21 protein-coding genes are annotated in these 23,032 nt (G+C 57.2%); 12 read left to right on the top strand and 9 right to left on the bottom strand.

Translation table 11 applies throughout. The annotated features are described in order from the left end of the window. Positions 1-16: 16 nt before the first annotated feature. The 4 genes from RCI_RS06490 to RCI_RS15710 form a co-directional block, all read right to left on the bottom strand. Positions 17-454 carry a hypothetical protein gene (locus tag RCI_RS06490; RefSeq protein ID WP_012035608.1) on the bottom strand — a complete coding sequence of 146 codons (438 nt, stop codon included), beginning with the start codon at positions 452-454 and terminating at the stop codon, positions 17-19. A 9-nt stretch (positions 455-463) separates the two neighbouring features. Beyond that, entirely contained in the window at positions 464-643 is a 180-nt protein-coding gene (locus RCI_RS06485; RefSeq protein WP_012035607.1) for a methytransferase partner Trm112, read from the bottom strand. 4 nt (positions 644-647) lie between these two features. After that, complete coding sequence (locus tag RCI_RS06480) at positions 648-1,655, bottom strand: adenylosuccinate synthetase (protein ID WP_012035606.1); 1,008 nt, start codon at positions 1,653-1,655, stop codon at positions 648-650. 195 nt (positions 1,656-1,850) lie between these two features. Beyond that, positions 1,851-4,325: a PAS domain S-box protein gene (locus tag RCI_RS15710; protein ID WP_052309918.1), complete on the bottom strand. Its 2,475-nt coding sequence runs from the start codon at positions 4,323-4,325 to the stop codon at positions 1,851-1,853. 368 nt (positions 4,326-4,693) lie between these two features. On the opposite strand from RCI_RS15710, the gene RCI_RS06470 reads away from it, so the two are divergent. From RCI_RS06470 to RCI_RS06425, 10 genes are all read left to right on the top strand, one after another. After that, the gene (locus RCI_RS06470) at positions 4,694-6,064 is read left to right on the top strand and encodes an FAD-binding oxidoreductase (protein WP_012035604.1); all 1,371 of its coding nucleotides are present in this window, start codon (positions 4,694-4,696) and stop codon (positions 6,062-6,064) included. Positions 6,065-6,066: 2 nt separating this feature from the next. Further along, positions 6,067-7,125, top strand: a complete 1,059-nt coding sequence (locus RCI_RS06465) for a (Fe-S)-binding protein (protein ID WP_012035603.1) — start codon at positions 6,067-6,069, stop codon at positions 7,123-7,125. A 4-nt stretch (positions 7,126-7,129) separates the two neighbouring features. Beyond that, a complete protein-coding gene (gene larA / locus RCI_RS06460; protein ID WP_012035602.1) occupies positions 7,130-8,371 on the top strand; it encodes a nickel-dependent lactate racemase in 1,242 nt (413 codons plus the stop codon). 155 nt (positions 8,372-8,526) lie between these two features. Then, positions 8,527-9,195: a hypothetical protein gene (locus RCI_RS06455; protein ID WP_048198179.1), complete on the top strand. Its 669-nt coding sequence runs from the start codon at positions 8,527-8,529 to the stop codon at positions 9,193-9,195. 186 nt (positions 9,196-9,381) lie between these two features. Beyond that, complete coding sequence (locus RCI_RS06450) at positions 9,382-10,341, top strand: biotin--[acetyl-CoA-carboxylase] ligase (RefSeq protein ID WP_012035600.1); 960 nt, start codon at positions 9,382-9,384, stop codon at positions 10,339-10,341. 53 nt (positions 10,342-10,394) lie between these two features. Next, positions 10,395-11,714: an RCC1 domain-containing protein gene (locus tag RCI_RS06445; RefSeq protein ID WP_012035599.1), complete on the top strand. Its 1,320-nt coding sequence runs from the start codon at positions 10,395-10,397 to the stop codon at positions 11,712-11,714. Positions 11,715-11,774: 60 nt separating this feature from the next. Beyond that, positions 11,775-12,302 carry a biotin transporter BioY gene (locus RCI_RS06440; RefSeq protein ID WP_012035598.1) on the top strand — a complete coding sequence of 176 codons (528 nt, stop codon included), beginning with the start codon at positions 11,775-11,777 and terminating at the stop codon, positions 12,300-12,302. Between the two features lie 8 nt (positions 12,303-12,310). Next, positions 12,311-13,096 (top strand): energy-coupling factor ABC transporter ATP-binding protein, encoded by a 786-nt coding sequence (locus RCI_RS06435; protein ID WP_012035597.1) that lies wholly within the window; start codon positions 12,311-12,313, stop codon positions 13,094-13,096. After that, the gene (locus tag RCI_RS06430) at positions 13,072-13,878 is read left to right on the top strand and encodes an energy-coupling factor ABC transporter ATP-binding protein (RefSeq protein ID WP_012035596.1); all 807 of its coding nucleotides are present in this window, start codon (positions 13,072-13,074) and stop codon (positions 13,876-13,878) included. The genes RCI_RS06435 and RCI_RS06430 overlap by 25 nt, the downstream gene beginning before the upstream one ends. Then, entirely contained in the window at positions 13,856-14,458 is a 603-nt protein-coding gene (locus RCI_RS06425; protein ID WP_048198177.1) for an energy-coupling factor transporter transmembrane component T family protein, read from the top strand. The genes RCI_RS06430 and RCI_RS06425 overlap by 23 nt, the downstream gene beginning before the upstream one ends. Here RCI_RS06425 and RCI_RS06420 read toward each other — a convergent pair. Continuing rightward, positions 14,442-15,191 (bottom strand): DUF72 domain-containing protein, encoded by a 750-nt coding sequence (locus tag RCI_RS06420; protein WP_012035594.1) that lies wholly within the window; start codon positions 15,189-15,191, stop codon positions 14,442-14,444. The two genes, RCI_RS06425 and RCI_RS06420, sit on opposite strands and share 17 nt — an antisense overlap. A 374-nt stretch (positions 15,192-15,565) precedes the next feature. Here RCI_RS06420 and RCI_RS06415 point away from each other — a divergent pair, with 374 nt between their 5' ends. Continuing rightward, on the top strand, positions 15,566-16,702 hold the full coding sequence (locus RCI_RS06415) for a transposase (RefSeq protein WP_012035593.1): 1,137 nt from the start codon (positions 15,566-15,568) through the stop codon (positions 16,700-16,702). Between the two features lie 498 nt (positions 16,703-17,200). Here the strand turns inward: RCI_RS06415 and recQ are convergent, their stop codons facing one another. The 4 genes from recQ to RCI_RS06395 all read right to left on the bottom strand — a co-directional run bounded on the left by recQ (position 17,201) and on the right by RCI_RS06395 (position 22,387). Beyond that, positions 17,201-19,012, bottom strand: coding sequence for a DNA helicase RecQ (gene recQ / locus RCI_RS06410; RefSeq protein ID WP_148266548.1), 1,812 nt, complete (start codon positions 19,010-19,012; stop codon positions 17,201-17,203). A 483-nt stretch (positions 19,013-19,495) separates the two neighbouring features. After that, entirely contained in the window at positions 19,496-20,152 is a 657-nt protein-coding gene (locus RCI_RS06405) for an acetate--CoA ligase family protein (RefSeq protein WP_012035590.1), read from the bottom strand. Then, entirely contained in the window at positions 20,149-21,531 is a 1,383-nt protein-coding gene (locus tag RCI_RS06400) for an acetate--CoA ligase family protein (protein WP_012035589.1), read from the bottom strand. The genes RCI_RS06405 and RCI_RS06400 overlap by 4 nt, the downstream gene beginning before the upstream one ends. A 31-nt stretch (positions 21,532-21,562) precedes the next feature. Further along, on the bottom strand, positions 21,563-22,387 hold the full coding sequence (locus RCI_RS06395) for an energy-coupling factor ABC transporter ATP-binding protein (RefSeq protein WP_012035588.1): 825 nt from the start codon (positions 22,385-22,387) through the stop codon (positions 21,563-21,565). A gap of 176 nt (positions 22,388-22,563) precedes the next feature. Between RCI_RS06395 and RCI_RS06390 the strand changes: the two genes are divergently transcribed. Beyond that, positions 22,564-23,016, top strand: coding sequence for a DUF1284 domain-containing protein (locus RCI_RS06390; RefSeq protein ID WP_012035587.1), 453 nt, complete (start codon positions 22,564-22,566; stop codon positions 23,014-23,016). Positions 23,017-23,032: the final 16 nt, after the last annotated feature.

Genomic DNA, 23,032 nt, shown 5'->3' with positions numbered 1-23,032 from the left:
GGCCATTGCTGCCTTTTTACTCCGAGCCTAACAAACGGGCTGCTACAAAACAGATCAAAAACATAACAACCATTGAGGCGCCAAGGGCGCCATAGAACTGGGGGATTATAGCCTGCATAAAAGTGAAGTATAATATTATGGCGCAGACTATGACCCCTGCCACTGCCACTGTCAGCATCGAGCCTGCCGCCTCTCTCAACGAAGAAGCGTTAAACTTGAAGCCCCTGGATCGCCCGCGGCTGTGCCCGCGACTGCCGCTACCACTGTTGTGGCCAGATCTTGTAGCAGCTCCCATGCCGCCCCGGCTGTGCCTGCGTCGGGGACTGCTGTCCGCTCTGGCCAGCACTTCCGGCGGTATCTCGTAGCCTGCAGAGGGGGCTTCGCCGAACGAGGCAGCACCGCCGCTGTCGTCGTCTCCCTCGTAGGATGCGTAGTCTTCTCCCCTGCGGCCCATACTTATGCCTCAGCGTAGCTCAGGAGGAAGGAGGTTGGGTATGCCGTCCTGGATCGGGTAGCTCTCGTTGCACTGCTTGCAATAGAGTGTCCCCTCGATCACTTCGGCGCCTTCCTCTCTGGTAACCTGCAGCTCCAGATCGCCCTTGCAGACGGGGCAGCACAGGATGTTCATCAGGTCTTTCTTCACTGTCTTACCTCTTCCTGAGGTCGATGATCTCGTCCAGGCTCGGCCCGGTGGAGAGCAGGGTGAAGGGAACACCGACGTCTTTCTCTGCCTGGCGGATGAAGTCCTTGACCTTGTCAGGCAGCCTGTCCCAGTCGGTGACGCCTTTGCAGGCAGGGTCAATTCTGTCGAGGCCGGTGATCGCCGCCTGGGTGGCGCCGTTGATCATGGCCGAGTAGCGCGCCATCTCGGGGTCCCAGTAGCCGATGCGGCGGGCCCTGCCCGTGACGGTGCCGAACTCTGCGATGCCCCTCTTCTGGGCGTCTTCCCTGGTCATCTCGGTGGGGAACGGCCCTTCGCCGACTCTGGTCGGGAACGCTTTGAAAACTACTACCACTTCGTCGATCTTCGTGGGGCCGACGCCCACGTCTGCCGCGAGTTGCGAAGCCGAGGTATCCTTGGAAGTGACGAACGGGTAAGTACCGTAGTATAATGATATGCCGAAGCCCTGGGAGCCTTCGATGATGATACTCTCGCCTCTGTCGATGGCGTCGTTGCACTCCTTAGCCACGTCGGTGAGGTAGCTCTTGAGCGCCGGAACATCTTTCGCCTGCAGGGCGCTGCGCATGACGCGCTCCTTGTTGGCGGGGCCGCAGCCCGTTCCGGTGGTGCCGATCTTCTTGGCCAGCCGCTCGGTGCCCTTGTCCTCCTCGATGTGCTTCGCTTCTATGATCGAGCACCTGTAATCGACGCCCAGCCTGTTGCCGGCGTTCAGCAGCGCGACTTCCCTCTCCAGCACGACCGGGTCCACCAGGACGCCTGCGCCGATGAGGAGCCTTGCGTTATCATATATAAAACCGGAGGGGATCATTCTGACCCCGTGCTTCACTCCATCCTTGATGACCGTGTGGCCGGCGTTCGGCCCGACTCCGCCGCGGGCGATAATGGAGGGGTGATCGGTGTAAGCGATGTGGGCGACGATTTTACCTTTGCCTTCGTCGCCGAAGAATCCGCCTACGACAATCGTAGTGACCATTAAAATTTCTCTCCAGCTTTAGTATTGTGCCAATCATTAAAAAGGTTACTATTCCGGGTTTAAAAGATATGCTTGCGGGTAGTAGAAAAGCCTGCCCGGGCAGGCCTGCCCGACAGACCGGCAATTCATCGTCTATTGCCGATGATGCCCATAGTCATTTTGATAATGACTCAGTCATTTTGATAATGTAGAATATTACTGGCGGTCCTTGAAGGTTATGCTGAAGCTCGTCCCGCCCTCGCTGCCGATTTCCAGCCTGCCCTCAAGCTGCTCCACGAGGGTGGTCACCAGCTGCAGGCCTAATGTAGAAGTGTCCTCAACTACGAATCCTGCCGGCATGCCGACGCCGTCGTCGCTGACCGTGACTGTCACATATCCCCCGGCAGTCCGGCGCAGGCTTACCGTCACCTGCCCTTCCCGGCCGCCCGGGAACCCGTGCTTGAACGAGTTGGTGAGCAACTCGGTAACGATGAGGCCGCAGGAGATGGACGCGTCGATGCTCAACAGTATTTCCTCGCAGTCCACGGAGAGCCTGATCTTGGACGGGTCGGCGTACACCCTGTACAGGTCCGTCGAGAGGACTCTGAGGTAGTCACTGAAGTCCACTCTGGACAGGTCGTCCGACCTGTACAGCTTCTCGTGGATCAGCGCCATCGAGCGGATCCGGTTCTGGCTCTCCTGGAACACGGCCCGGATTTTCTCGTCCCTCAGGGCATTGCTCTGCAGATTCAGGAGACTGGACACGATCTGCAGGTTATTTTTTACCCGGTGGTGGACCTCCTTGAGCAACACCTCTTTTTCCCGCAGCGAGGCAATCAGGGTTTCTTCTGCCAGTTTGCGCTCCGTGATGTCTACGAGGGTCGCGATGCCTGCGGGCCGGCCCTGGTACAGGATCGGGCCTGCGGTGAGGTATATCCACCGTTCACGGCCGTCCCGGGTCACTATTTTCATCTCATAGCCGAACGTGTCCCCTTCTCCCCTCTGCCGGCTCATGCCGCGTTCCCTGACTATCTCCCGGTAGTCAGGGTGAATCCAGTCCCAGAAGCGCATGTCCAGCAGTTCCTGTGCCGAGTAGCCGGACAGCTTCACGTGGGCCGGGTTGTTGTAGATGTGCCGTTCGCCCTGATACAGGGCGATGGCCACGGGCGATGTTTCGGCCAGCACCCGGAACTTCTCTTCGCTCTCCTGCAGCGCCTTTTCGGCCGCTATTCTCTCTGTTATGTCCCTGACGATGCCGACGATGAACCGCTCTCCCGTCTTATCCATGTACAGGCGCTTCTTCGTCGATACGGTGTGCAGCACTCCTTCCGAGCCCGTGATGACCTCTTCATTGGTGTTCTCCTTCCCGGTTTCCAGCACCATGTCGTCCTTTTCGGTGAATACGTCCGCCTGGCTTTTCGGGAAGAGGTCATGATCGGACTTTCCGATTATCTCTTCCCGCCTGCGCCCGATAAAGTCGCACAGCGAGTCGTTGACCATGACAAATTCGTGCCTGCTGTTTTTTACGAATATGGGGTCCAGCACTGCGTTGATGATGCTGTTAAGGTAGTTTCTGGACTCTTCCTGCTGTTCCTGGGCGAGCTTACGCTCAGCGATGTTCTGCCTGAGCGCCGCCTCGGCTTTCCGCCTGATCCTGATCGAGTATACGAGCAGGCCGATCAGGCAGCACATGCCCACGATGATAGTTATCGTCAAATGCAGCACCCAGGCGTCGACTATGTAGACTGGTTTGTTAACGATCGTGCTGCCTGCGGGCAGCGATGATTCGCTAATCCCGTACTGCCTGAGCTTGTCGTGGTCGAAGATGTAGACGTTCGGGCTCTTTTCGACCACCGGGATAGCCGAAGGGGGCGTTCCGGCGATGATCTGCTGTACCATATCGCCTGCTATAACCCCCTGCTGGTAGCCCGCCGTAATCTTGCCCCCGACGATGCCGTGGCCCAGGTACATCTCGCCGTTACTGTACATAGGGACGTCTGTGCTGGCGGCCAGCAGGTCGCCGATCTCCTCGTAGGTGTACACGTTTCCCGCGCTGTCCCGGTTAAACGCTTCCAGCAATATGACGCTGTCCGGGGGCAGGTCTTTTATCCTCTCCAGCAGCTCGTCGAGGGTGACGTTGGACAGGAAGATAAACTCCGCCCTGTCCAAAAATTCGGGGATGTGGTCCAGGACCTGCCTGTGCATCGCCATGCCCGTGCTCGTCTCGTCGTGGATCACACAGACGTGCTTCGTGTCCGGGAACTGTTCGAAGGCGAGGTTCAGCGTACTCCGGATGTCGTAGTCCTCCACGACGCCGGTCATGTTCCGGTTGTCGGCGAGCATGTCCCCGGTGAAGTAGTTGACGCCGCAGAAAACCACCGGCACCCCGGGGAAGAGGTCGTCGTGGTACTGCCTTATAAAGTCGAAGGCGAAGTTGTCGGCGGCGACGATCACGTCGACCCTGACGTTCGAGTATTTATGCTTGTAAAGCCAGTACAGGTTTTGCAGGTGCTCCTCGTCAGAGATCCTCTTGCAGTCCATGTACTCTACCCTGAGGTCCACCTCGTTGCCCATGGGCTTCAGGCTGTCCTGCAGGCCCCTGTACTCCTCGTCGGAAAAGACCATGCCGGGGCTGTAGGAGTTGAGGAACAGCACCGTCTTTTTCGGGGGCTGCGCCGCGGCCGGCTGCAATAGACATGGAGATAAAAGGATAACCAATATGACCAATAGGCAGATATGCTGGTACTTTGTCCGTGCGCTGGACATGGCTGATACATCCACCGGTTAGATCATTTACCGGTAATATAGGGTATGACTGGAATTCAAAGCTGAGATGGGCCAATAATACAATCCACTTTTTTAAATGATCAAATGTTTACTGGCCGGCTAATAATTCTCCATTTATCTTTAAGCTGATAAGTTTTCTCTTATAATCTTGAAAGCCGATCGGCAGGTTCACAACCTCTTCCCGTTGATCAACAAATTTATATCTTTAATAATAGTGATACCTCCACGTGCAGTCCGCAATCGAATACCTGCGACTGCCTTCTGGTGCTGGCATGATTATTGAGGAGCTAAGAGCTATCCTGGGAGAAGACCGGGTTACTGATGACCCGGCCGAGCTTTACTGTTATTCATTTGATTCGTCGTACATCCGCGGCAGCGCCGACTACGTGGTCAGGCCGAAGTCCGCCGAGGAGATCTCAGCGATCGTCAAAATCGCCTCAAAATACAAAGTGCCGATCGTGCCCCGGGGCTCGGCCAGCGGGCTGACCGGGGGCTCCGTGCCTATCAAGGGCGGCATCGTGCTGGACATGGCCAGCATGAACCGCATCCTCGAGGTGGAGATCGACAACCTCCAGGTCACGATAGAGCCTGGCGTGGTTCACAGGGCGCTCAACAGGGAACTGGCAAAGCACGGCTTCTTCTTCCCGCCTGACCCCGGCAGCAGCGACATGTGTACCGTCGGCGGTTTAATAGCGAACGGCGGCAGCGGCATGCACTCCGTAAAATACGGCACCGTCAAGGACTACGTCCTCAACCTCGAAGTAGTGCTGCCGAACGGCGACATCATCAACACCGGGTGCAACGCGCCGAAATCGTCTTCCGGCTACGATCTGACGAGATTATTTGTGGGGAGCGAGGGCACCCTCGGCATCATCACCAAAGCCAGGCTCAAGCTGTTCCCTCTGCCTGAGACGAAGGCCATCCTCATGGCCTGCTTCGACAGGATCGAGGATGCGGGCAGGGCGGCAGTTACCACCCTCTCCTCTGGTGTCATCCCTGCAGCCATGGAAATCATGGACGCCAGCGCCATCCAGGCGGTCAAGAAGATCGACGCTTCGCTCGACATCCCTGACGTCGAGGCGATGCTGCTCTTCGAGGTCGACGGGTATAAGGAAGCTGTGGCCAGGCAGGTGCAGGGCGTAGTGGCGGCCTGCGAGAAGTGCAACGGCCGCACAGTGGTGGCAAAGGATAAGAACGAAGAGGAGCGGCTCTGGTCGGCCCGCCGTCTCGTCGGCGTGGCAGTCACCAAGCTCAATCCCGGCAAGGTCAGGGTTTACGAGGCGGAGGACATCGGCGTCCCGATCAAGCACGTCCCGTTCATGCTCAAGACCATCCAGGAGATCGGCAGAAAGCACGACATGCCGCTGGTCACATACGGCCACATCGGGGACGGCAACCTGCACACCGGCATCGCGATCGACACGAGGAGCGAAGAGGAGTGGAGAAAGGTCCACGCGATCAAGGACGACATCTATGACGTCGTGCTGTCGCTGGGCGGCACCCTGCCGGGCGAGCACGGCACCGGGGTCATACGCGGCAGCTATATGACCCGGGCGCACGGGAAGAGTTACGATGTCATGAAGGCGATCAAGCGCGCGATAGACCCGGACGGCATCATGAACCCTGGCAAGATGGGGATGTAAAAATGATCAAGGACCACATCGACGATATCCTGAAATGTACCCGCTGCGGGCGGTGCCGGGCACTGTGCCCGGTCAACGAGGAACTGGGCTGGGAGTCCACCAACGCCAGAGGCAGGATGCTGCTGGCCCGGGCGATGGCCGAGGGCGTGCAGCCGTCTGAAGCGATGAAAAATTCCTTCTACACTTGCCTGACCTGCGCTATGTGCTCCTCTACCTGCCCTTCCGGGGCAACGCCGGACGAGGTAGTCGAGGCTGCCCGGGCGGAGATGGTCCGGGCCGGCGCAGTCCCGGCCTACTACGGCATGGTAGAAGGTAACATAGCCAGCTTCGGGAATCCCCTCGGCGAAGCCGGTTCCAGGGCCGCGTGGGCTCCCGCGGGCTCCACTGGCAAATCCGATCTCATCTACTTCGCCGGATGCCTGATGTCTTACCGAAAACAGAAAGAGGCACAGGCTGCTTTCTCTCTGCTGAGCCGCTTCGGGGCGAAGCTCCTCGAGGATGAGCAGTGCTGCGGATCTCCGTTGCTCCGGCTGGGCGGCAAGCCCGCCACTATCGAGCACAACATCCGCCAGATTGAGCAGAGCGGGGCAAAGACGATAGTGACGAGCTGCGCCGGCTGCTACAAGACACTCAAAGAAACCTATGGCCTCGGCAACGTGGAAGTCCTGCACATCACCCAGTTCCTCGCCCGAAAGGTGGACGAGCTCGGCCTGAAGCCGCTGCCATTGAAGCTGACCTACCACGACCCCTGCCACCTCGGCCGGTGCATGCACGTCTACGACGAGCCCCGGATGATCATCAGGCGAATCGGCAGCTTCACCGAGATGGCCTCCTCGAAGAAGGACGCGAGGTGCTGCGGAGGGGGAGGCGGAGTGCGGAGGGGCTATAAAGATCTGGCCCGGAAAGTGGCCGCCAAGCGCCTTAACGAAGTACCCGCAGGCACGGATTACATAGTGACCGCCTGCCCGATGTGCAACTCCAACCTGGAAGATGCAGGCGCGAAAGTCATCGACATCTGCGATCTGATCCTGAGATCGATCGACGGAAAAGCAGAGGGGTAATACAATGACAATCATATCTTTAAAGTACGGCAAAGGTCATTTCGACGTCGACGTTCCCGAGGAAAATCTGGCTGGCATCATCCTGCCCGAGGAGCTCGCAGGCGTGCCGGACGAAGTCGCGGAGATACGCCGGGCGCTGGAAAACCCGATCGGCTCCCAGAGGCTCAGGGAAAAGGTCAAGCCGGGCATGAAAGTAGCCGTCATCATCAGCGACGTCACCCGGCCAGTGCCATCCTACAAGTTCCTGCCCATGCTGCTCGACGAGCTCAACGCCGGCGGCGTCCAGGACAGCGACATCACCGTCGTGGTAGCCCTCGGCAGCCATCGCAAGAGCACTCCGGAAGAGCACAAGGCGCTTATGGGGCAGTCCTACGGGCGGGTCCGGTGCATCGATCAGGACAAGTACGACGCTAAGTACGTCGGCACCTCCTCGTTCGGCCACCGCATTCACGTCTTCCGGGAGATTGTCGACGCCGACTTCGTCGTCTGTACCGGCAATATCGAGTACCACTATTTTGCCGGCTATTCCGGTGGAGTCAAGGCGATCCTGCCGGGGTGTGCGAGCCACGACACCATCCAGAACAACCACGAGATGATGCGCAGCCCCAAAGCCGAGACCGGCCGGATCGACAGCCCCATCAGGGTGGAGATCGACGAGGTTTACCACATGGTGAAGCCTGGCTTCCTGCTGGACGTGGTGCTCAACAGCCGGAAAGAGATCGTGGCTGTGGTGGCCGGCGATCCCATACAGGCACACCGCAAGGGCATCGAGTACGTGGACCGGATGTACAGCGCGAAAGTCCCGGTCGCCGACATCGTGATCACCAGCGCGGGCGGATATCCTAAAGACATCAACATGTACCAGGCTCAGAAGGCGATGGACAACGCCAAGCACGTGGTTAAGCAGGGCGGCACCATGATCATGGTCGCCGAGTGCGAAGAGTGCCTGGGCAATGACGTGTTCGCGTGCTGGGTGGACGAGGCCACGACTATCGAAGAGCAGGCCGCCCGCATGGACAAAAAGTTCGAGCTCGGGGGCCATAAGGCGTCGGTCATCGCCCGCACCGCCCAGAAGTGCGAAATCTTCCTGGTCTCGAAGATCCCCGACGAGACCGTCCGCAAGATGTTCCTGAAGCCGGTAAAGACGCCGCAGGAGGCGCTGGACGCAGCTCTAAAGAAGCACGGCCCGAACGCGAAGGTGCTCGTATCCCCGTACGGTGGTATGATGTTGCCCAAACCTGCATGAACGCTGGCAGTACGGCCATAAAATCTTCTTCTTTTCTTAGTTTTACCAGTATTAATGCTATAAGAAGTGCCCACTCTGTAAAAATGTGCCCTTTTCCCGTATAAGCTATTTATTCTGGCATGCAAACCTTTTTTCAAATATGGAGGGTATTGAAGATGAGGGTAAAATTATTAATAGCGCTGGCCATTGCCAGTGTCCTGTTGATCTTCACAGCAGGTACTGCCATGGCATGCTCAAATCCTAATTGCTGCTCGAGCTGCACCTGTGGCGATAAGTGTGTCTGCACCGGGGACAGCCCGTGCTGCGACGCATGCACCTGCGGAACAGCCCTGGACAGCGTTGTATCAACCACAGTTCCCGTAACCCAGGTTGACGGCACCGCGGTAGCTGAAGCGCTCCAGAAGGAAGCCTTTGCCGCCTCCAGTGCAGACGCGTTCGGATTCCCTGTCCTTGACGGCATCACCGCTGACGCTCTCGGCGCCCAGACGGACCTGGAGGCTATCAGCCTGATCAACAGCATCGACGCGTGCCCGCTCAACACTCTGGCCTGTGATGGCGACTGCGGCGTATGCCCGGAGTGCACCTGCGAGGAGAGGCTGACCACCTTCCAGGGACCCATCGTTAACCTTGGCTGCCCTGTCGTGAACACCGTGCCCCAGCGGGTAGACCTTGTGTCCCCGGTCATCAAGCCGGAGTTCCCGGTCATCAACCTGGCTCCGCAGGCGACCATCGCACTTCCGCAGGTCAACGCCAGGCTCAACTGCTTCGACATCGACTGCGGTGACTGCGGCTGCCCCGTGACTACGCCCACCCGCGTCAGGTAAGGCAGAGCTGGACTGACTGAGAGACAGCCATCGAATAGCAGGCAGCTCATCCGGCCGGCAACGGGCGTGATCGGGACGCCGCTATTCGATAGCACCTTTATGCTAATTTTCCACCGGGGTGCAGACGGCCATGCCTTTTCTGCAGTCCGCTAAATATATCACCGGAGAAGGCTCTTCTATATCTGTATGGCCAAGGACGAGATCCTGCGACTTCTGAGAGAGAAAGGGGACTACGTTTCCGGGGAGCAGATGGCCGAAGCGCTCGGCGTTTCCCGGGCTGCGATCTGGAAGCAGGTCCAGGCGCTCGTGCGGGACGGGTACGAGATCGAGTCCCACCAGAACAAGGGTTATAAGCTGACCGGTATACCCGATAAGCTCTACCCGTTCGAAGTCAGGTACGGCCTGCAGACCAGGCTGATCGGGAGCAAGATCGTCCACTTCAACGTGACCGGCTCCACACACCTCGTGGCGAGGCAGCTGGCGGAGCGGGGGATAGAGGAAGGTACGGTCGTCATCGCGGAGACACAGACCCGGGGCAAAGGCCGGCTGGGGAGAAAGTGGAGCGCGAGGCAGGGCGGCATCTGGATGACCGTGGTGCTCAAGCCGAAGATCGACCCCATGCACGCGGCCAGCATCACGCTGATGGCCGCCGTGTCAGTGACGAAGGCGCTGCGGGAGCTCGGCCTCGAAGCCGTGATCAAGTGGCCGAATGACGTTCTGGTCAACGGCAAGAAGATCTGCGGTATCCTGACCGAGATGAGCGCAGAGACCGACATGGTGAACTTTATCATCCTGAGCGCCGGCATCAATGTCAACAACGAAGTGCCACTGGACATTGCGACCACAGCCCGGGCAGAGCTGGGCCACAAGGTCGACAGGCTGAAGCTGGCCCAGAGCATCCTGGAGGAGCTTGACGAGGACTACGCCACCCTCCGGGAACAGGGCTTCACCCCGATCCTGTGGAACTGGCGCAGGTACTCCGACACCCTCGGCAGGCCGGTGGAAGTCACCTACCAGGGCGAGGCCATCCGCGGCATCGCACAGGACGTGGACGACGCGGGATCCCTCCTCGTGAAGCTGGCCGACGGGAGCGTCCGCAAGATCGTCTCCGGAGATTGCATTCACCTCCGGAGTTTGAAAAACTAATCTCTTCATGCGTCTGCGCAACCTTTATTATCCTCTCAGCCGACCATAAGCCAGTGGTTGCCTTGTGGTGGAAGAAACTTGCTCTGGTACTGGTTTTAGGAACGCTCCTGCTATCCCCGGCCATGGCCGCCGTCACCGATACGCCTCCAGCCGCCGCGTATCTTGGGGATGGCTGCGGTTTCATGATCAAGAACGACGGCTCTCTCTGGGCCTGGGGAAACAATAATAACGGCCAGCTTGGCGACGGCACGTACATCAATCGATTAGTCCCGGTGCTCATCAAGGACTATACGGACCTCCTCGGCGGTAACCTGATCGGCATCTCTTCGATAGACGGCGGCTATGGTTACACGGTCATCCTCAGAAACGATGGCACGGTGTGGACGTCCGGTAATAACGACGCCGGCCAGCTGGGGCAGCGGAACCGGGCAGACAATGCCGTATTCACTCAGATCCCTAACATGAGCAACGTTGCCCGCATCGACGCTGGCGAGGGGCACGTGCTGGCGCTGAAAGTCGACGGCACCGTGTGGAGCTGGGGCGATAACAGCTTCGGCCAGCTGGGCAACGGCAGCAAGGCGCTGACAGGTGAGCCTGCCAGAGTCATGGGCGTCCAGGGCATCCGATCGATAGCAGCCGGCGGCAGGCATTCCATTGCCACTTATGGCATGGAGGCTTACGCCTGGGGAGACAATCTTTTCGGCCAGCTTGGCGACGGCACTTACAACAGCAGCAACACGCCTGTGAAAGTCAGGATCAACGAGGTTACCGATGTCGCCGCGGGCGAATACCACTCTCTCGCACTGCTGGAAGACGGCACCGTCTGGGCCTGGGGAGGCAACGACTACGGCCAGCTTGGCGACGGCATCCCTAACAACAGCCTCGTCCCTGTCAAATGCGGGAACCTCCGGAACGTCAAAACCATAGCGGCCAGCGATCGCTACTCTCTGGCACTAAAGTACGACGGTACTGTGTGGGCCTGGGGCTACAACGGCAATGGCGTGCTGGGGACCGGAAGTGCGGACAATGAGAGGCACCCCGAGCCTGTGCAGGTGAAGGGGCTGTACGACATCAAGAAGATCTATGCAGCACCTACGGGATGCATGGCTATAGACACGTATGGCAACGTCTGGGTCTGGGGCATGAACCAGTTCGGTCAGCTGGGCGACGGTACGAAGACAGACCGGTACTCGCCGGTGCCCTGGTTCCCTTCCATGGCCCCCTGGTGGTACCCGGCAACGCCTACCCCGGTACCGGCGACGCCCACCCCGACACCGACGCCAGTGCCTACGCCTGTGCCTGCACCGTCTCCTGGCATAACGCTCCTGATGGCGGCTATCCTGGGGGCATATCTGATCGCAGGAAGAAGATGATCCCGACAGGTAATCTTTAAGTATTTGTAAACCACTAATTTTTTTGAGGTTTACAATTATATGCCCGAGAAGCAGGGTTACTCTGTTAAAAAGATGGTTTACGCGGCCCTATTCGCCGCTCTTACCGGCATCGGCAGCTGGATCGCCATACCCCTTCCTTATGTGTCTGTGACCTTGCAGACGCTGTTCACCATTCTGTCCGGGGCCGTTCTGGGCCCGTACTTCGGCGCCCTGTCAATGATCGTCTACGTTTTGCTGGGGCTGATAGGGCTTCCCGTCTTTTCCAGAGGCCAGTCCGGCCTGGGCGTGCTCTTCGGGCAGAGCGGAGGCTACCTGATCGGGTTCATCCTCGCCGCCATCGCCATCGGCCTGATCGTCAGGATGAAGGAAAAGCCGGGCTACTGGTGGTACTGTCTGGCCCTGACAATCGGTATACTCATCATCGACGTTTGTGGTGTCATACAGCTATCAATCGTAACCGGCCTGCCGATCGATAAGGCAATATTGGTCGGAGCCCTCGTGTTCGTGCCGACCGACATCCTGAAAGTGCTGATCGGCGCGTACATTGCAAAAAGGATCAAGGTTTAGGTATCGTCATGATCGAGCTCCGGCATGTAAGCCTCTCGTACGCTGGAACAGAAGTGCTGAAAGACGTCTCCCTGGAGATCCGCCCGGGCGAGATAGTCGCTCTCATGGGCCCTAACGCTTCGGGCAAATCGACGCTCGCCAGAATCCTGGACGGCCTGCTTATTCCCGGGAGCGGCGAATGCGTCGTCGACGGTGTCAGCACTAAGGATGATCCTCTTAATGCCCGGCTGCAAGTCGGGCTCGTATTTCAGGACCCCGATGATCAGGTGGTATCCCGCAGAGTCTCGGACGACGTGGCCTTCGGTCCCCTGAACATCGGGGCGCCGGACGTCGAGGCACGTGTTGCCGACGCTCTAAAAACCCTGGGCATAGAGCATCTTGCTGACCGGGATATCCAGACGCTCTCCGGAGGCCAGAAACAGCTCGTGGCCATTGCCGGCGTCCTGGCCATGAGGCCTGCGTACATTGTTCTCGACGAGCCTACCGCCATGCTGGACCAGGATGGGACAGGGTTGATCATGCAGGCTGTCGCGGCTGCGAAGTCTGCCGGAAAAGGCGTCCTGCTCATTACCCATGATCCGGATATCATGGGAGCGGCTGATCGTATACTCGTGCTAAAGGACGGGAGGATTGCCTCATATAATGCAATCGCACCGACCGACGCCGACATCGAATTGCCCGGGCTGGCGAGGTTCTGGAACCGGCTGGGCGAAAGGGGTATCAAAGTAGATCGGCCGCAACTGACCGTAGATGGTACCGTGGAGGTGCTATGCCAGTTAAAGCCGAAGGCGTGAGCCACTTTTATTACGACGTTACCGCCCTTGATGCCGTTGAGCTGGAGATCGGGCCCGGCGAACTTGTGGCAGTCTGCGGCAGGAATGGCTCGGGTAAAAGCACCCTGCTCAAGTGTCTTGCCGGCCTCCAGAAGCCTTCCATGGGCACCGTGACGATCGATGGCCAGCCTGCAGCAAAAGCCAGAAGCAAGGTAGGCCTGGCCATCCAGTTCCCGGAAAGGGCGCTCTTCGGAAAGACGATCTACGACGACCTGGCGTTCGCGCCAAAAAATGCCGGCCTGAAAGACGAAGACGTGAGCCGCCGGGTGGCTTATGCGAAGGAGGCCATTGGCATGCCCGACAGCCTGCTGACACAGCCCCACGCTTCGCTGAGCTACGGACAGAAACGCCTGGCTGGAATCGCTTCAGTACTCTCCGCCCGGCCTGCATATCTATTCCTGGACGAGCCCACCGCGGGCCTGGACTATCCATGGAAACGGCGAATTGCGGAGCTCCTCAGAAGCCTGAACAGGAGTGGGGTGACCATCGTCATCGCCTCTCACGATCCCTCTTTCTTCGCGGACATATGTAGCCGTCTGATAATCCTGGACGGAGGACAAGTCGTATCAGACGGTGCGCCCGTGAAAGTCGACCTGGCCAGGGCGGGTATCAGGTCTGATACGCTGGCGCTCGCCAGAAAGCTGAAGGAGTGCGGTTTCGACGTGCCGGAGACATTCTCCCCCGAGGATCTGGCAGACCGGGTGGCCGAGGTGATCAGGCGTGAAAGTGCCGGCCATAATTAAGCTGATCGGCCTGTCGGTCTTCAGCATAGGCATTGTCATCATAGGGGACCTTCGGATGCTCCTGGCATGCGTAGCAGTACTTCTCGCATGCGCGCTCCTCCTCGGCGCTGACATTAGCAGACTTTTAAAAATGCTCGTGCCCGCTATGCCTTTCATCCTCATCATAGCGCTATTCCAGTGGCTCATCTCCGGGCCGGACATTGCCCTGCTATCCTTCATGCGTATGCTGCTGCTCTACTTGGCCGGGTCTATCGTCACCATCACCACGACGGAGGCCGAGTTCGTCCGGGCAGTACAGGCGTTGCTATGGCCTGTCGGTAAAGTGACCGGGACTAACCTAGGCAGGGACATAGCGACCATGATGGTGCTGGCCATCGCTTTCCTCCCGATCATCAAAGAAGAGCACGACATAATCAGGCTCGCCCAGGAAGCCCGGGGCGTCAGCTTCGACGGGCCGGTACAGTACCTGAAAGGGGAGATCTACACCATCATACCACTGGTCAACGCCATTTCAGCAAGGGCTGACCGGATCGCCCAGGCTATGGAAGCACGATGCTACAGCATCAAACCTGAGCGTTGATCGCCATAGCCATCTTCTTAAATCTGATGGCGTCTTCGCCCATAGACATGTTATTGAACATGACGTAGACTTCCCGGGCATCAGCGTATGTGCCCAGCATGCCGAACAGCTTTTGTAAATCCTGATCCGTGTACCTGTACCTGAAGTTGGCATCCCCCGGGCCGATGCCGTTGAGCCGGAAGTATACAGTGTCCGTCTTTCTGGCCGGCTTATTCCTGAAGGGGTCGACGATGTGGATCAGGTTGAGGTCCTCGCACATTCCCCGTATTGTCTCGTTATCCCACCGTCCTCTGGGCTCCCACGCCACGGCGCAAGGTCTCTTCACCTTCGAGAAAAACGAGCGGACGTTCTGGATGTGCTCCCTCGTGGAATCGAATTTCGGGGGCGTCTGCACTACGAGAATTCTACACTCCAATATTTTGCATATCTCGGCGGTCTCAGCCCACGCCTTCAAGTTTTCTTCAGTAGGCTGCAGCAGGCCGATGTGCTCCGGGTTACCTTCCGGCAGCTTTCCCTGCCTCCAGGTCGGGCTGACAGAAGGGTGGGTGATCGCCTGCCAGGCTTTCATAGTGAACTCGAAGCCCGGCGGCGCCTCCTCTTTCCAGTGCAGGGCCGTCTCCGGCTTCGGGAGCCTGTTAAAAGTATCCTGCAGCTCGACCACCCCAAACTCGGAATAGTAGGCCTCGTGCCTGCCTTTCAAGCCCCAGCCGCAGGTGCCGATCTTGAGCTGCATATTAAATCCCTTCAATAATGATCTGGGAGATGTTGTATAAAAGATTGCGTTGAAAAGTACGGCTTGTCATAAATTATTTAGTCTCGGCTCCGGGAGGCCTCGGTTTTAGTTCGCAATATGCAGGAATTCGACCCTTCGGTCGCGTCGGCGCAAGGGTGCAAAGGCGCTAAGCAGGCTGTCTCATAATTCATAGTGTCCGAATTCGGTGAGATAGCAAGACGATCGCTGCGCTGTGCTTGGACACAGATTTAACAGATTGTACAGATTGCACAGACAGTAGTTCCGAGGTTGGTGTGTGATGGGTTGTGGTGGTGGAGCAGGTTTTAGTATTTAAAATGTGGGGGCGTTAGGGGCTTTGTGGTTTGTGGTAATGTATGAAGGCCTCTAACGGTCCCCGCGTTTGCAGTGTTAAGCATGTTGATATAAATCTTTTCGCGAGAATGTTTGCGGAGCGGTTCGATTTTCCTCGCAGCTCTGATTATGCGAGGTGTCTGGTTCATGCTGCTGTGCGAAGAAAGAGTCTTGAGTCCATATACAATAATCATAATGGGCTTCCCCCGGATAGTTTTTTCAATTTTTTCAAGTACTCCATGAGTACTGTAGTAGATGCGATGGACGGGTTTTTCCATCGTCAGGCGGGAATCCTTGGGGAGCAGGGGTGTGTGGTAGCTGTTGATACGAACGATGTGGAGTACTGGGGTGATACGGATGATGAGTACGTGCATTGCAAAAAGGGGATCAGCAAGAACGCGTATGTCCTCAGGTACGCCAGTGTATCCGTCGTTGATGAGAAACATAAGCTTACTCTGGCTTGTCTGCCGGTCAGTAAAAACGACGATCTCGCCGATATCGTTAAACTACTCCTGGAGAAAGCCAGAACCCTCGTCAAGATCGATACAGTGCTACTGGATAGGGGTTTCTACAGTACCAGGATACTTAAAATCATAAGAGAGATGGGCATGGACTACGTGATACCCTTAAAAAAGCAGAAATGGAGTGACCTTGTCTGGGAGGAATCCAAAGCAACGGGAGTGTTTAAACACCGGTACATTTTAAACAAGCCTGTCGACCCATTGCAAACCTGGGTGTACCTGTCAAAAAAGAAAGAGAAAAAGAACGAGAAAAAGAAGCAGGTGGAGGCAGGCACGAAAAGGAAAACTCGGAAGGTTAAGAAGCGGAAAGAACGGGAGTACGTGGGAGTGATCAGCAGCAAGAACGTTCACCCGGAAGCAGTCCCTGATTTCATGGACTGGTATTTCGTACGGAATAACGTGGAAATCAGTTATAAAGAGAAGAATTGTTACAAGATCCTCACATGCAGCACCGATAAGGCATTCCGACTCCTCATCTATTGCATATGCCATTACCTCATGAATCTATCACAGGTAGTAAGAACTGTTAACAGGACCTTCTTCAGAAATGACGAGCTGAAGAAACTGGTAAAACTACTTTTAGAGAAACCATTTACCGGAGAACACAGACTCTCAAGAACACTCGTAGTGATTGCTTAACAACCGCCCAATAGCCCTGGCTATCAAAAAACACCGGGGATAACCTCACCTCACTATTGAATAATCTGATTTTCTAGGAAAACAGGAAATTACGATATACCCTACATACGATTACGATCCAGCCCCTACCACCACCCACAGAAGAAAAAACCAAAAACCACATCGGAACTACTGACAGATGAACACAATAGACAAAAATAGGTAATGATCGCCTTTATCCGACTGATTCGATGACTATCTGTGTCAATCTGTGCTATCTGAGCAATCTGTGTTCAGGCACAGCGCAGCGATCGTCATCGCATCGCCCGCATCGGACGCCTGCAAAGCAGGCGTCCTGACGGGCGAACTTTCTTATTGTATAACGAAAACGAATTATGAGACAGCCTGCATTTTTATTGATATATCTTTGCCTCGTTGCGCCCTTGCGCCGACGCGACCGAAGGGTCGAATTCTTGCATATTTCGAACTAAAAACAAGGCGGCCTGTCGCCGATCATTTCTAAGCGATACCCTCAGCCTCGACATACCCTTTGATGACTCCCACGAACTCCCCGCCGTACTTTTCGAGCTTCGCCTTGCCGACTCCCGAAATTTTGGACAGTTCGGCCAGCGTCTTTGGGCAGGTCGTGGCCATCTCTCTCAGCGTCGTATCATGGAATACTACGTAAGGCGGCCAGCCATTGGCGTCTGCGATGCTCTTTCGCAAGCTTCTGAGCTGCTGGAAGAGCCTGGCATCGTATTTTTCCTGAACGGCAGGCTTGAAGGCCGCCTCTCCGCCTGATGTCGGCCTGGTCAGCCGCAGTTCCTGGATGAAGGTCACTTCCTTCGACCTGCTGTTGGTGGTGATGACCGGGTACTTGTCTCCCGCTACTGACAGATAGCCGAGCCGGACCAGCTCTTTGATGAAGCCGATCCACTGGACTCTGGTGTACGGCTTGCCGGTGTTGTAGGCAGGATTCCGGTTGTGCCGGTAGGCGATGATCGTCTGGTTTGAGGAGCCGCAGATTACGTCTGCTACGTGGCCGGCTCCGAACTTGCCGCCCAGCGCCGTGACACAGGTAACGATTTTGTTTGCGATGTCCCTACCGTCGATGGTGTCTTTCGGATGCAGGCAGTTATCGCAGCCGTCGCAGGCCGGATCATCATATTCTTCCCCGAAGTAGCTTAACAGGTATTTCCTGCGGCAGAGGCGGGTCTCGCAGAAGTCCCTCATGGCCTGCCACTTTTTCATGGCTACCCGGCTCAGGTGGTAATCGGTGTACTCTTTTTCCAGCAGGCCTCTCATTTTTAAAGCGTCCGCAGGCGAGTAGAACATAATACAATCGCTTGCCTCTCCATCCCTGCCGGCCCGTCCGGTCTCCTGGTAGTACGCTTCCAGGTTCTTGGGCATATCGTAGTGTATGACATACCGCACGTCCGGCTTGTCGATGCCCATCCCGAAGGCGACTGTCGCGCAAACGACCTCCACATCGTCACGGACGAACTTCTCCTGCGTGGCAGATCGGACCGTATCAGGCAGGTCGGCGTGGTAGGGCAGCGCCTTGATGCCCGCCCTGCGCAGCTTTTCCGCCAGCTCTTCCGTAGTCTTCCTCGCCAGGCAGTAAACGATGCCCGACTTGCCCCGGTTTCTTGCAATGTAGGAGAGGATCTGGGCTGTGGCATCCTTCTTCTCCCGGACCTCGTACCTCAAATTTATCCGGTTAAAGCTGCCGAGGTACTTCTTCGGGGAGACAAGCTTGAGCTGGCTGGCGATATCTTCTCTGACCTCAGGTATGGCGGAGGCAGTCAGGGCAATCATAGGGACTTTCGGGAATTTACTCTTGAGCAGCGATAGCCTTCTGTAGTCCGGCCTGAACTGGTGGCCCCACATGGAGATACAGTGAGCCTCGTCGATAGCGATCAGTTTCACGTCCAGCTTTTCCAGGAACTGCAAACACGAGTCCTGCGTAATCCTCTCCGGGGAAATGTACAGCACCTTGATCTTCCCCCCGAGCAGCTGATCCTCGATCGACCGGATCTCCCACAGCTCCATCGAGCTGTTCAATGTGGCGGCAGAAATGTTTCTCGCGAGGAGGTCGTCCACCTGGTCCTTCATCAGCGAGATTAAGGGAGAGACGACGATCGTCAGCCCGCCCGATACGAGGGCGGGAAGCTGGTAGCAGAGCGATTTGCCGCCGCCGGTGGCAATAATGGCAAGGACGTCCCGTCCTTCGAGCACGTCGGTGACGATCTCCTCCTGAAACGGCCTGAAAGTACTGTAGCCAAAATAGCGCTCGAGAGTATCCCGCAATAACTGTTTGTCGACTGCCATTTCCATCCCGCTGCCAGAGAAAACCGGGCATCAGGCACCCGGCACTTTCTGTAAGTTAGCGGGACGTTAGATAAAGTCGAAGTAATAGTGGGCTGAAAGTAATACTAATATATCTGTAAATTCGGCGATGGTTGCAAGGCCGCCAAGCACTCACCTTATGAAAAATGGGATATTCAGGTAGATGCTATGAAAAAATTGGAAGTTGGCCCTGTATAGGTCGAAAATACCGCCAAGCCCGCCAAGAGGCCAAGCTCGCCAAGAGCTAATTTTTCATGGTACGCCAAGAGATAGTTTTTTATGGAACGCCAAGAAGCCAGGCACGCCAGGGACTTTTTCGATCGGAATCACGCCGATCACTAATTATCGCTTGGCGTGCCTGGCCTCTTGGCGTGCTTGGCGGCTTTACAAGCGCAGAATCTGAGAACTGCCAGTTTTACATCACTTATGCCTGATCATCAAAATCCAGAGTTCCAGACTTTTTATTCAATCTTTTAGCAGAACCCTGGCATCCACAGCGATGGCTCCACTCTCGTAAGCCATGACAGGATTGGCATCCAGCTCCAAGATGTCCTCCCGCTCCATGATGAGCCGGGAAATATTTACGATCACGTCCGCCAGCGCATCTATATCTACGCTTTTCTGGCCCCGGAACTCGGTGAGCATCCTGTAGCCTTTGATCTCCTTGATCATCTCTATAGCTGTCTGGTGGTCTACCGGCGCTACCCGGATGGAGACGTCCTTGAAGACCTCCACGAACACGCCGCCCATGCCGAAGAGGACGATCGGCCCGAACTGGGGGTCTCTCTTGGCTCCGACGATGACCTCCCTGCCGGGGGCGGCCATTGTCTGGACTACTGCGGTGGCTTCCGGGTCGAGGGCCCTCGCTGCTGTGATGATGCGATCGTAGGCTCCCCGGGCGCAATCTGCCGAGGCGATGTTCAGCGCCACGAGCCCGAGGTCGCTCTTGTGGGAGATCTTGTCCGACAGCACCTTCAGGGCGACCGGGAAGCCCAGTTTCGCCGCCGCATCAGCCGCCTCTGTCGGGCTACTTACGGCCTGCCCTGCGTTTATCGTGATACCGTAGCTGGCCAGCAGTTCCTTGGCCTCAAGTTCATTAAGCAGCCTCGTAGACGCAGTCATCGCTTCACCTTCTTCCTGACCAGCGAGCTATCATATTCTATCAAAGTCCGCAGCGCCTCTGCTGCTCGCTCGGGCACAGGGTAGAACGGCACCCTGTTCTTGCGAAACATCCTCGCCACCGCGTCGATGTCTTCACCGCCCATCCAGCAGGCGACGACAGGCTTCGGGTATTTTTCCTTGAGCATATCTACCACTGCCTGGGCCGGCTCCATGGCATCGGTCATTCCTGCATGCGCATATATCACCATCACGCAGTCTATGTCCTTATCGTCGAGGAGCGCCCTCATCGCCTCTTTGTAGATGTGGTAGTCGGACTTCGCCACCGTGTCCACGGGATTTTTCACCGATGCGAATGCGGGCAGAAGCCGGGCGATGCCTGCCCTTGTGTACTTGTTGAGCTGCGGCACCTGCATGCCCCTGCGCTCGCACGCGTCGCTCGCCATGATCGCCATGCCGCCTCCGTTGGAGAGGATGGCTACCCTGTTACCTTCAGGCCTGGGCTGGGTGGATACCGCCATCGCCGCGTCGAACATCTCCTCCACGCCCTCGACCCTGATGACGCCGCACTGGCGGAACGCCGAGTCGTAGACTGCGTCGGAGCCTGCGAGGCTGCCCGTGTGGGAAGCCGCCGCCCTGGCGCCGGCCTGGCTGACTCCCGCTTTAATGGCCAGCATGGGCTTTTTCACCTTAGAGGCGGCCTCGATGAACCTGCGCCCGTCTTTCAGCCCCTCGATATACATGGATATGGTCCACGTGTCCTCGTCCTGATCGAAGTACTCCAGCAAATCTGCTTCCGAGACGTCCGCCTTGTTGCCGGTGCTGATGATGCAGTTCAGGCCCAGGCGGGAGCCGATGGACCAGTCCGTCAGCGCCAGGCCCAGCGCGCCGCTCTGGCTGATGAAGGAAATCTCGCCCCTGTATGGCATCCGGGGCACGATGCTGGCGTTCAGCGAGATGCTCCGGTTCACGAAGCCCATGGTATTCGGGCCGAGCATCCGCATCCCGTAAGCCTTCGCCTTCTTTTTCAGGTCTTCTTCCAGGGCCGCGCCCTCCTTGCCCACTTCGCTGAACCCGGAGGTGATCACGCACAGCGCTCCGACACCTTTCCTGCCGCAGTCGTCGATCACTGAAGGCGCTGCCTGGGCCGGGACGATTACTACTCCCAGGTCTACCTCGTCCGGGATCGAGGTGACGTCGGGAAAGCACTGCTTCCCCAGTATTTCCTGTGCCGAAGGGTTTACCGGGAACACTTTACCTTTGTAGCGGTTACTGAGAATGTTGTAGAGTACCTTGTAGCCCCACTTGGACTGGTCTTTTGAGGCGCCGATGACCGCGATGCTCTTCGGCTTGAGTAGTGGATCAAGAGTATGGCCGCTCATGAAAGCTCCTATAACGGTATGCTGCCCGGATTTATATAAATGATGGGCAGGTCCGGGCAGTCAACGCGTCCAGCAGCTCTTCCACGGTCAGCGGCCTTCTGTCGGGCCTGAGGCCCATTCGTTCGCAGTACGCATAGTATAGCTCTACAACGGCCGGCAGGGACAGCCCTGCGTACTCGATTAGCTCCCTGTCGTAAAACACGTCTCTCGGCTGGCCGTCAGCTATGATGCTGCCCTCCCGCACAATGCAGACCCGGTCGGCAATCCGGGAGGCGAGATTCAGGTCGTGGGTGGAGATCACCACGCTGATACCGTGGAAGCGCCTCATCTCTTCGATGATGTCCACGATTCTCCGGGAATGGACTTCGTCAAGGTCTGAGGTCGGCTCATCCATGCATATGATTTTCGGCCTCATGGCCAGCACTCCCGCGATGGCCACCAGCCTCTTCTGGCCTCCGCTCAGGTAATTCGGCATCTTGTCCACGAGGTCTGAGACACCCACGTGCTCCAGCGCACTGATCGCTACTTCCCGGGCCTCCTCTTTGCTCATGCCCAGGTTTATCGGGCCGAACATGACGTCGTCGAGTACCGTGGGCGCGAACAGCTGATCTTCAGGCCGCTGGAACACGAGGCCTACCTGCCTCCATATCGTGTCTTTTTTCTCTCTGAACGGCCTGCCCATGACGTACACGTGGCCCGACGTCGGCAGCAGCAGGCCGTTCAGGTGCTCCAGCAGCGTCGACTTGCCCGAGCCGTTAGCCCCGCAGATAGCGACGATCTCTGCGGGCTTTATGTAGAAGCACATGTCGTGGATACCCATGCTTCCGTCAGGATACCGGTGGCTGGCGCAGTCCACGTGGATCAGGCTGTTTTCCGGAGCGCACTGGCATTTAGGGCTGTATTTCTCTGACTCAGGTTCTCCCGGGCTCACAATGTAATTATCCGCACTGCGCGTAAAAGCCTCTTCGCCCGGGAAAGCCGGTTAAGGCTCCCGAAAACGTTTATAGTGCCGGAGAACTTATATTATAAGACATGCTGCAGCCACGACCCCTGTCCGGCAAAAAGGGCATACCGCTCAGAGCACATCATCTATTGTGCCTGCTCGGCTTCCAGGGCATCGGCTACTCCGCAGAGTTCATCCGCAACTTCCACAAAGTCAAGCGGATGGTCGACCAGAACCCGGAGCTCGACATCGAAGTCGTCGACGACTGCGACGTCGTCTGCCTCCAGTGCCCCCATTCCCAGGATTCCCTGTGCGTGAAAGGCGGGGCGCCCGACAACAAAACGGTCCGGGACATGGACCACAGAGTCATGGAAAAGCTGGAGATCAAGCCCCGTGACCGGTTCAAGGTCCGGGAGATCTACGCTCTGATCAAGGAAAAGATCCGTCCCGAGGACCTCCCGGAATTCTGCCGGGGCTGCGACTACCTCCAGCTAGGGTTCTGTACCAGGGGGCTCGAAAGCCTGCTCGCCGAGAACCGGTGAAACCACTTCTTTATAT

The organism is Methanocella arvoryzae MRE50 (assembly GCF_000063445.1).
Classification (GTDB): Archaea; Halobacteriota; Methanocellia; order Methanocellales; family Methanocellaceae; genus Methanocella_A; species Methanocella_A arvoryzae.
The sequence above is the reverse complement of the archived record's forward strand: the minus strand, read 5'-3'. Positions and strand labels throughout refer to the sequence as shown.

What these genes read in the sequence shown, in the direction of transcription:
- RCI_RS06490 (WP_012035608.1), bottom strand. Translation starts at nt 454, where the DNA reads ATGGGCCGCAGGGGAGAAGACTACGCATCCTACGAGGGAGACGACGAC.
- RCI_RS06480 (WP_012035606.1), bottom strand. Translation starts at nt 1,655, where the DNA reads ATGGTCACTACGATTGTCGTAGGCGGATTCTTCGGCGACGAAGGCAAA.
- RCI_RS06470 (WP_012035604.1), top strand. Translation starts at nt 4,694, where the DNA reads ATGATTATTGAGGAGCTAAGAGCTATCCTGGGAGAAGACCGGGTTACT.
- RCI_RS06465 (WP_012035603.1), top strand. Translation starts at nt 6,067, where the DNA reads ATGATCAAGGACCACATCGACGATATCCTGAAATGTACCCGCTGCGGG.
- larA (WP_012035602.1), top strand. Translation starts at nt 7,130, where the DNA reads ATGACAATCATATCTTTAAAGTACGGCAAAGGTCATTTCGACGTCGAC.
- RCI_RS06455 (WP_048198179.1), top strand. Translation starts at nt 8,527, where the DNA reads ATGAGGGTAAAATTATTAATAGCGCTGGCCATTGCCAGTGTCCTGTTG.
- RCI_RS06450 (WP_012035600.1), top strand. Translation starts at nt 9,382, where the DNA reads ATGGCCAAGGACGAGATCCTGCGACTTCTGAGAGAGAAAGGGGACTAC.
- RCI_RS06440 (WP_012035598.1), top strand. Translation starts at nt 11,775, where the DNA reads ATGCCCGAGAAGCAGGGTTACTCTGTTAAAAAGATGGTTTACGCGGCC.
- RCI_RS06435 (WP_012035597.1), top strand. Translation starts at nt 12,311, where the DNA reads ATGATCGAGCTCCGGCATGTAAGCCTCTCGTACGCTGGAACAGAAGTG.
- RCI_RS06430 (WP_012035596.1), top strand. Translation starts at nt 13,072, where the DNA reads ATGCCAGTTAAAGCCGAAGGCGTGAGCCACTTTTATTACGACGTTACC.
- RCI_RS06420 (WP_012035594.1), bottom strand. Translation starts at nt 15,191, where the DNA reads ATGCAGCTCAAGATCGGCACCTGCGGCTGGGGCTTGAAAGGCAGGCAC.
- RCI_RS06415 (WP_012035593.1), top strand. Translation starts at nt 15,566, where the DNA reads ATGAAGGCCTCTAACGGTCCCCGCGTTTGCAGTGTTAAGCATGTTGAT.
- recQ (WP_148266548.1), bottom strand. Translation starts at nt 19,012, where the DNA reads ATGGCAGTCGACAAACAGTTATTGCGGGATACTCTCGAGCGCTATTTT.
- RCI_RS06405 (WP_012035590.1), bottom strand. Translation starts at nt 20,152, where the DNA reads ATGACTGCGTCTACGAGGCTGCTTAATGAACTTGAGGCCAAGGAACTG.
- RCI_RS06400 (WP_012035589.1), bottom strand. Translation starts at nt 21,531, where the DNA reads ATGAGCGGCCATACTCTTGATCCACTACTCAAGCCGAAGAGCATCGCG.
- RCI_RS06390 (WP_012035587.1), top strand. Translation starts at nt 22,564, where the DNA reads ATGCTGCAGCCACGACCCCTGTCCGGCAAAAAGGGCATACCGCTCAGA.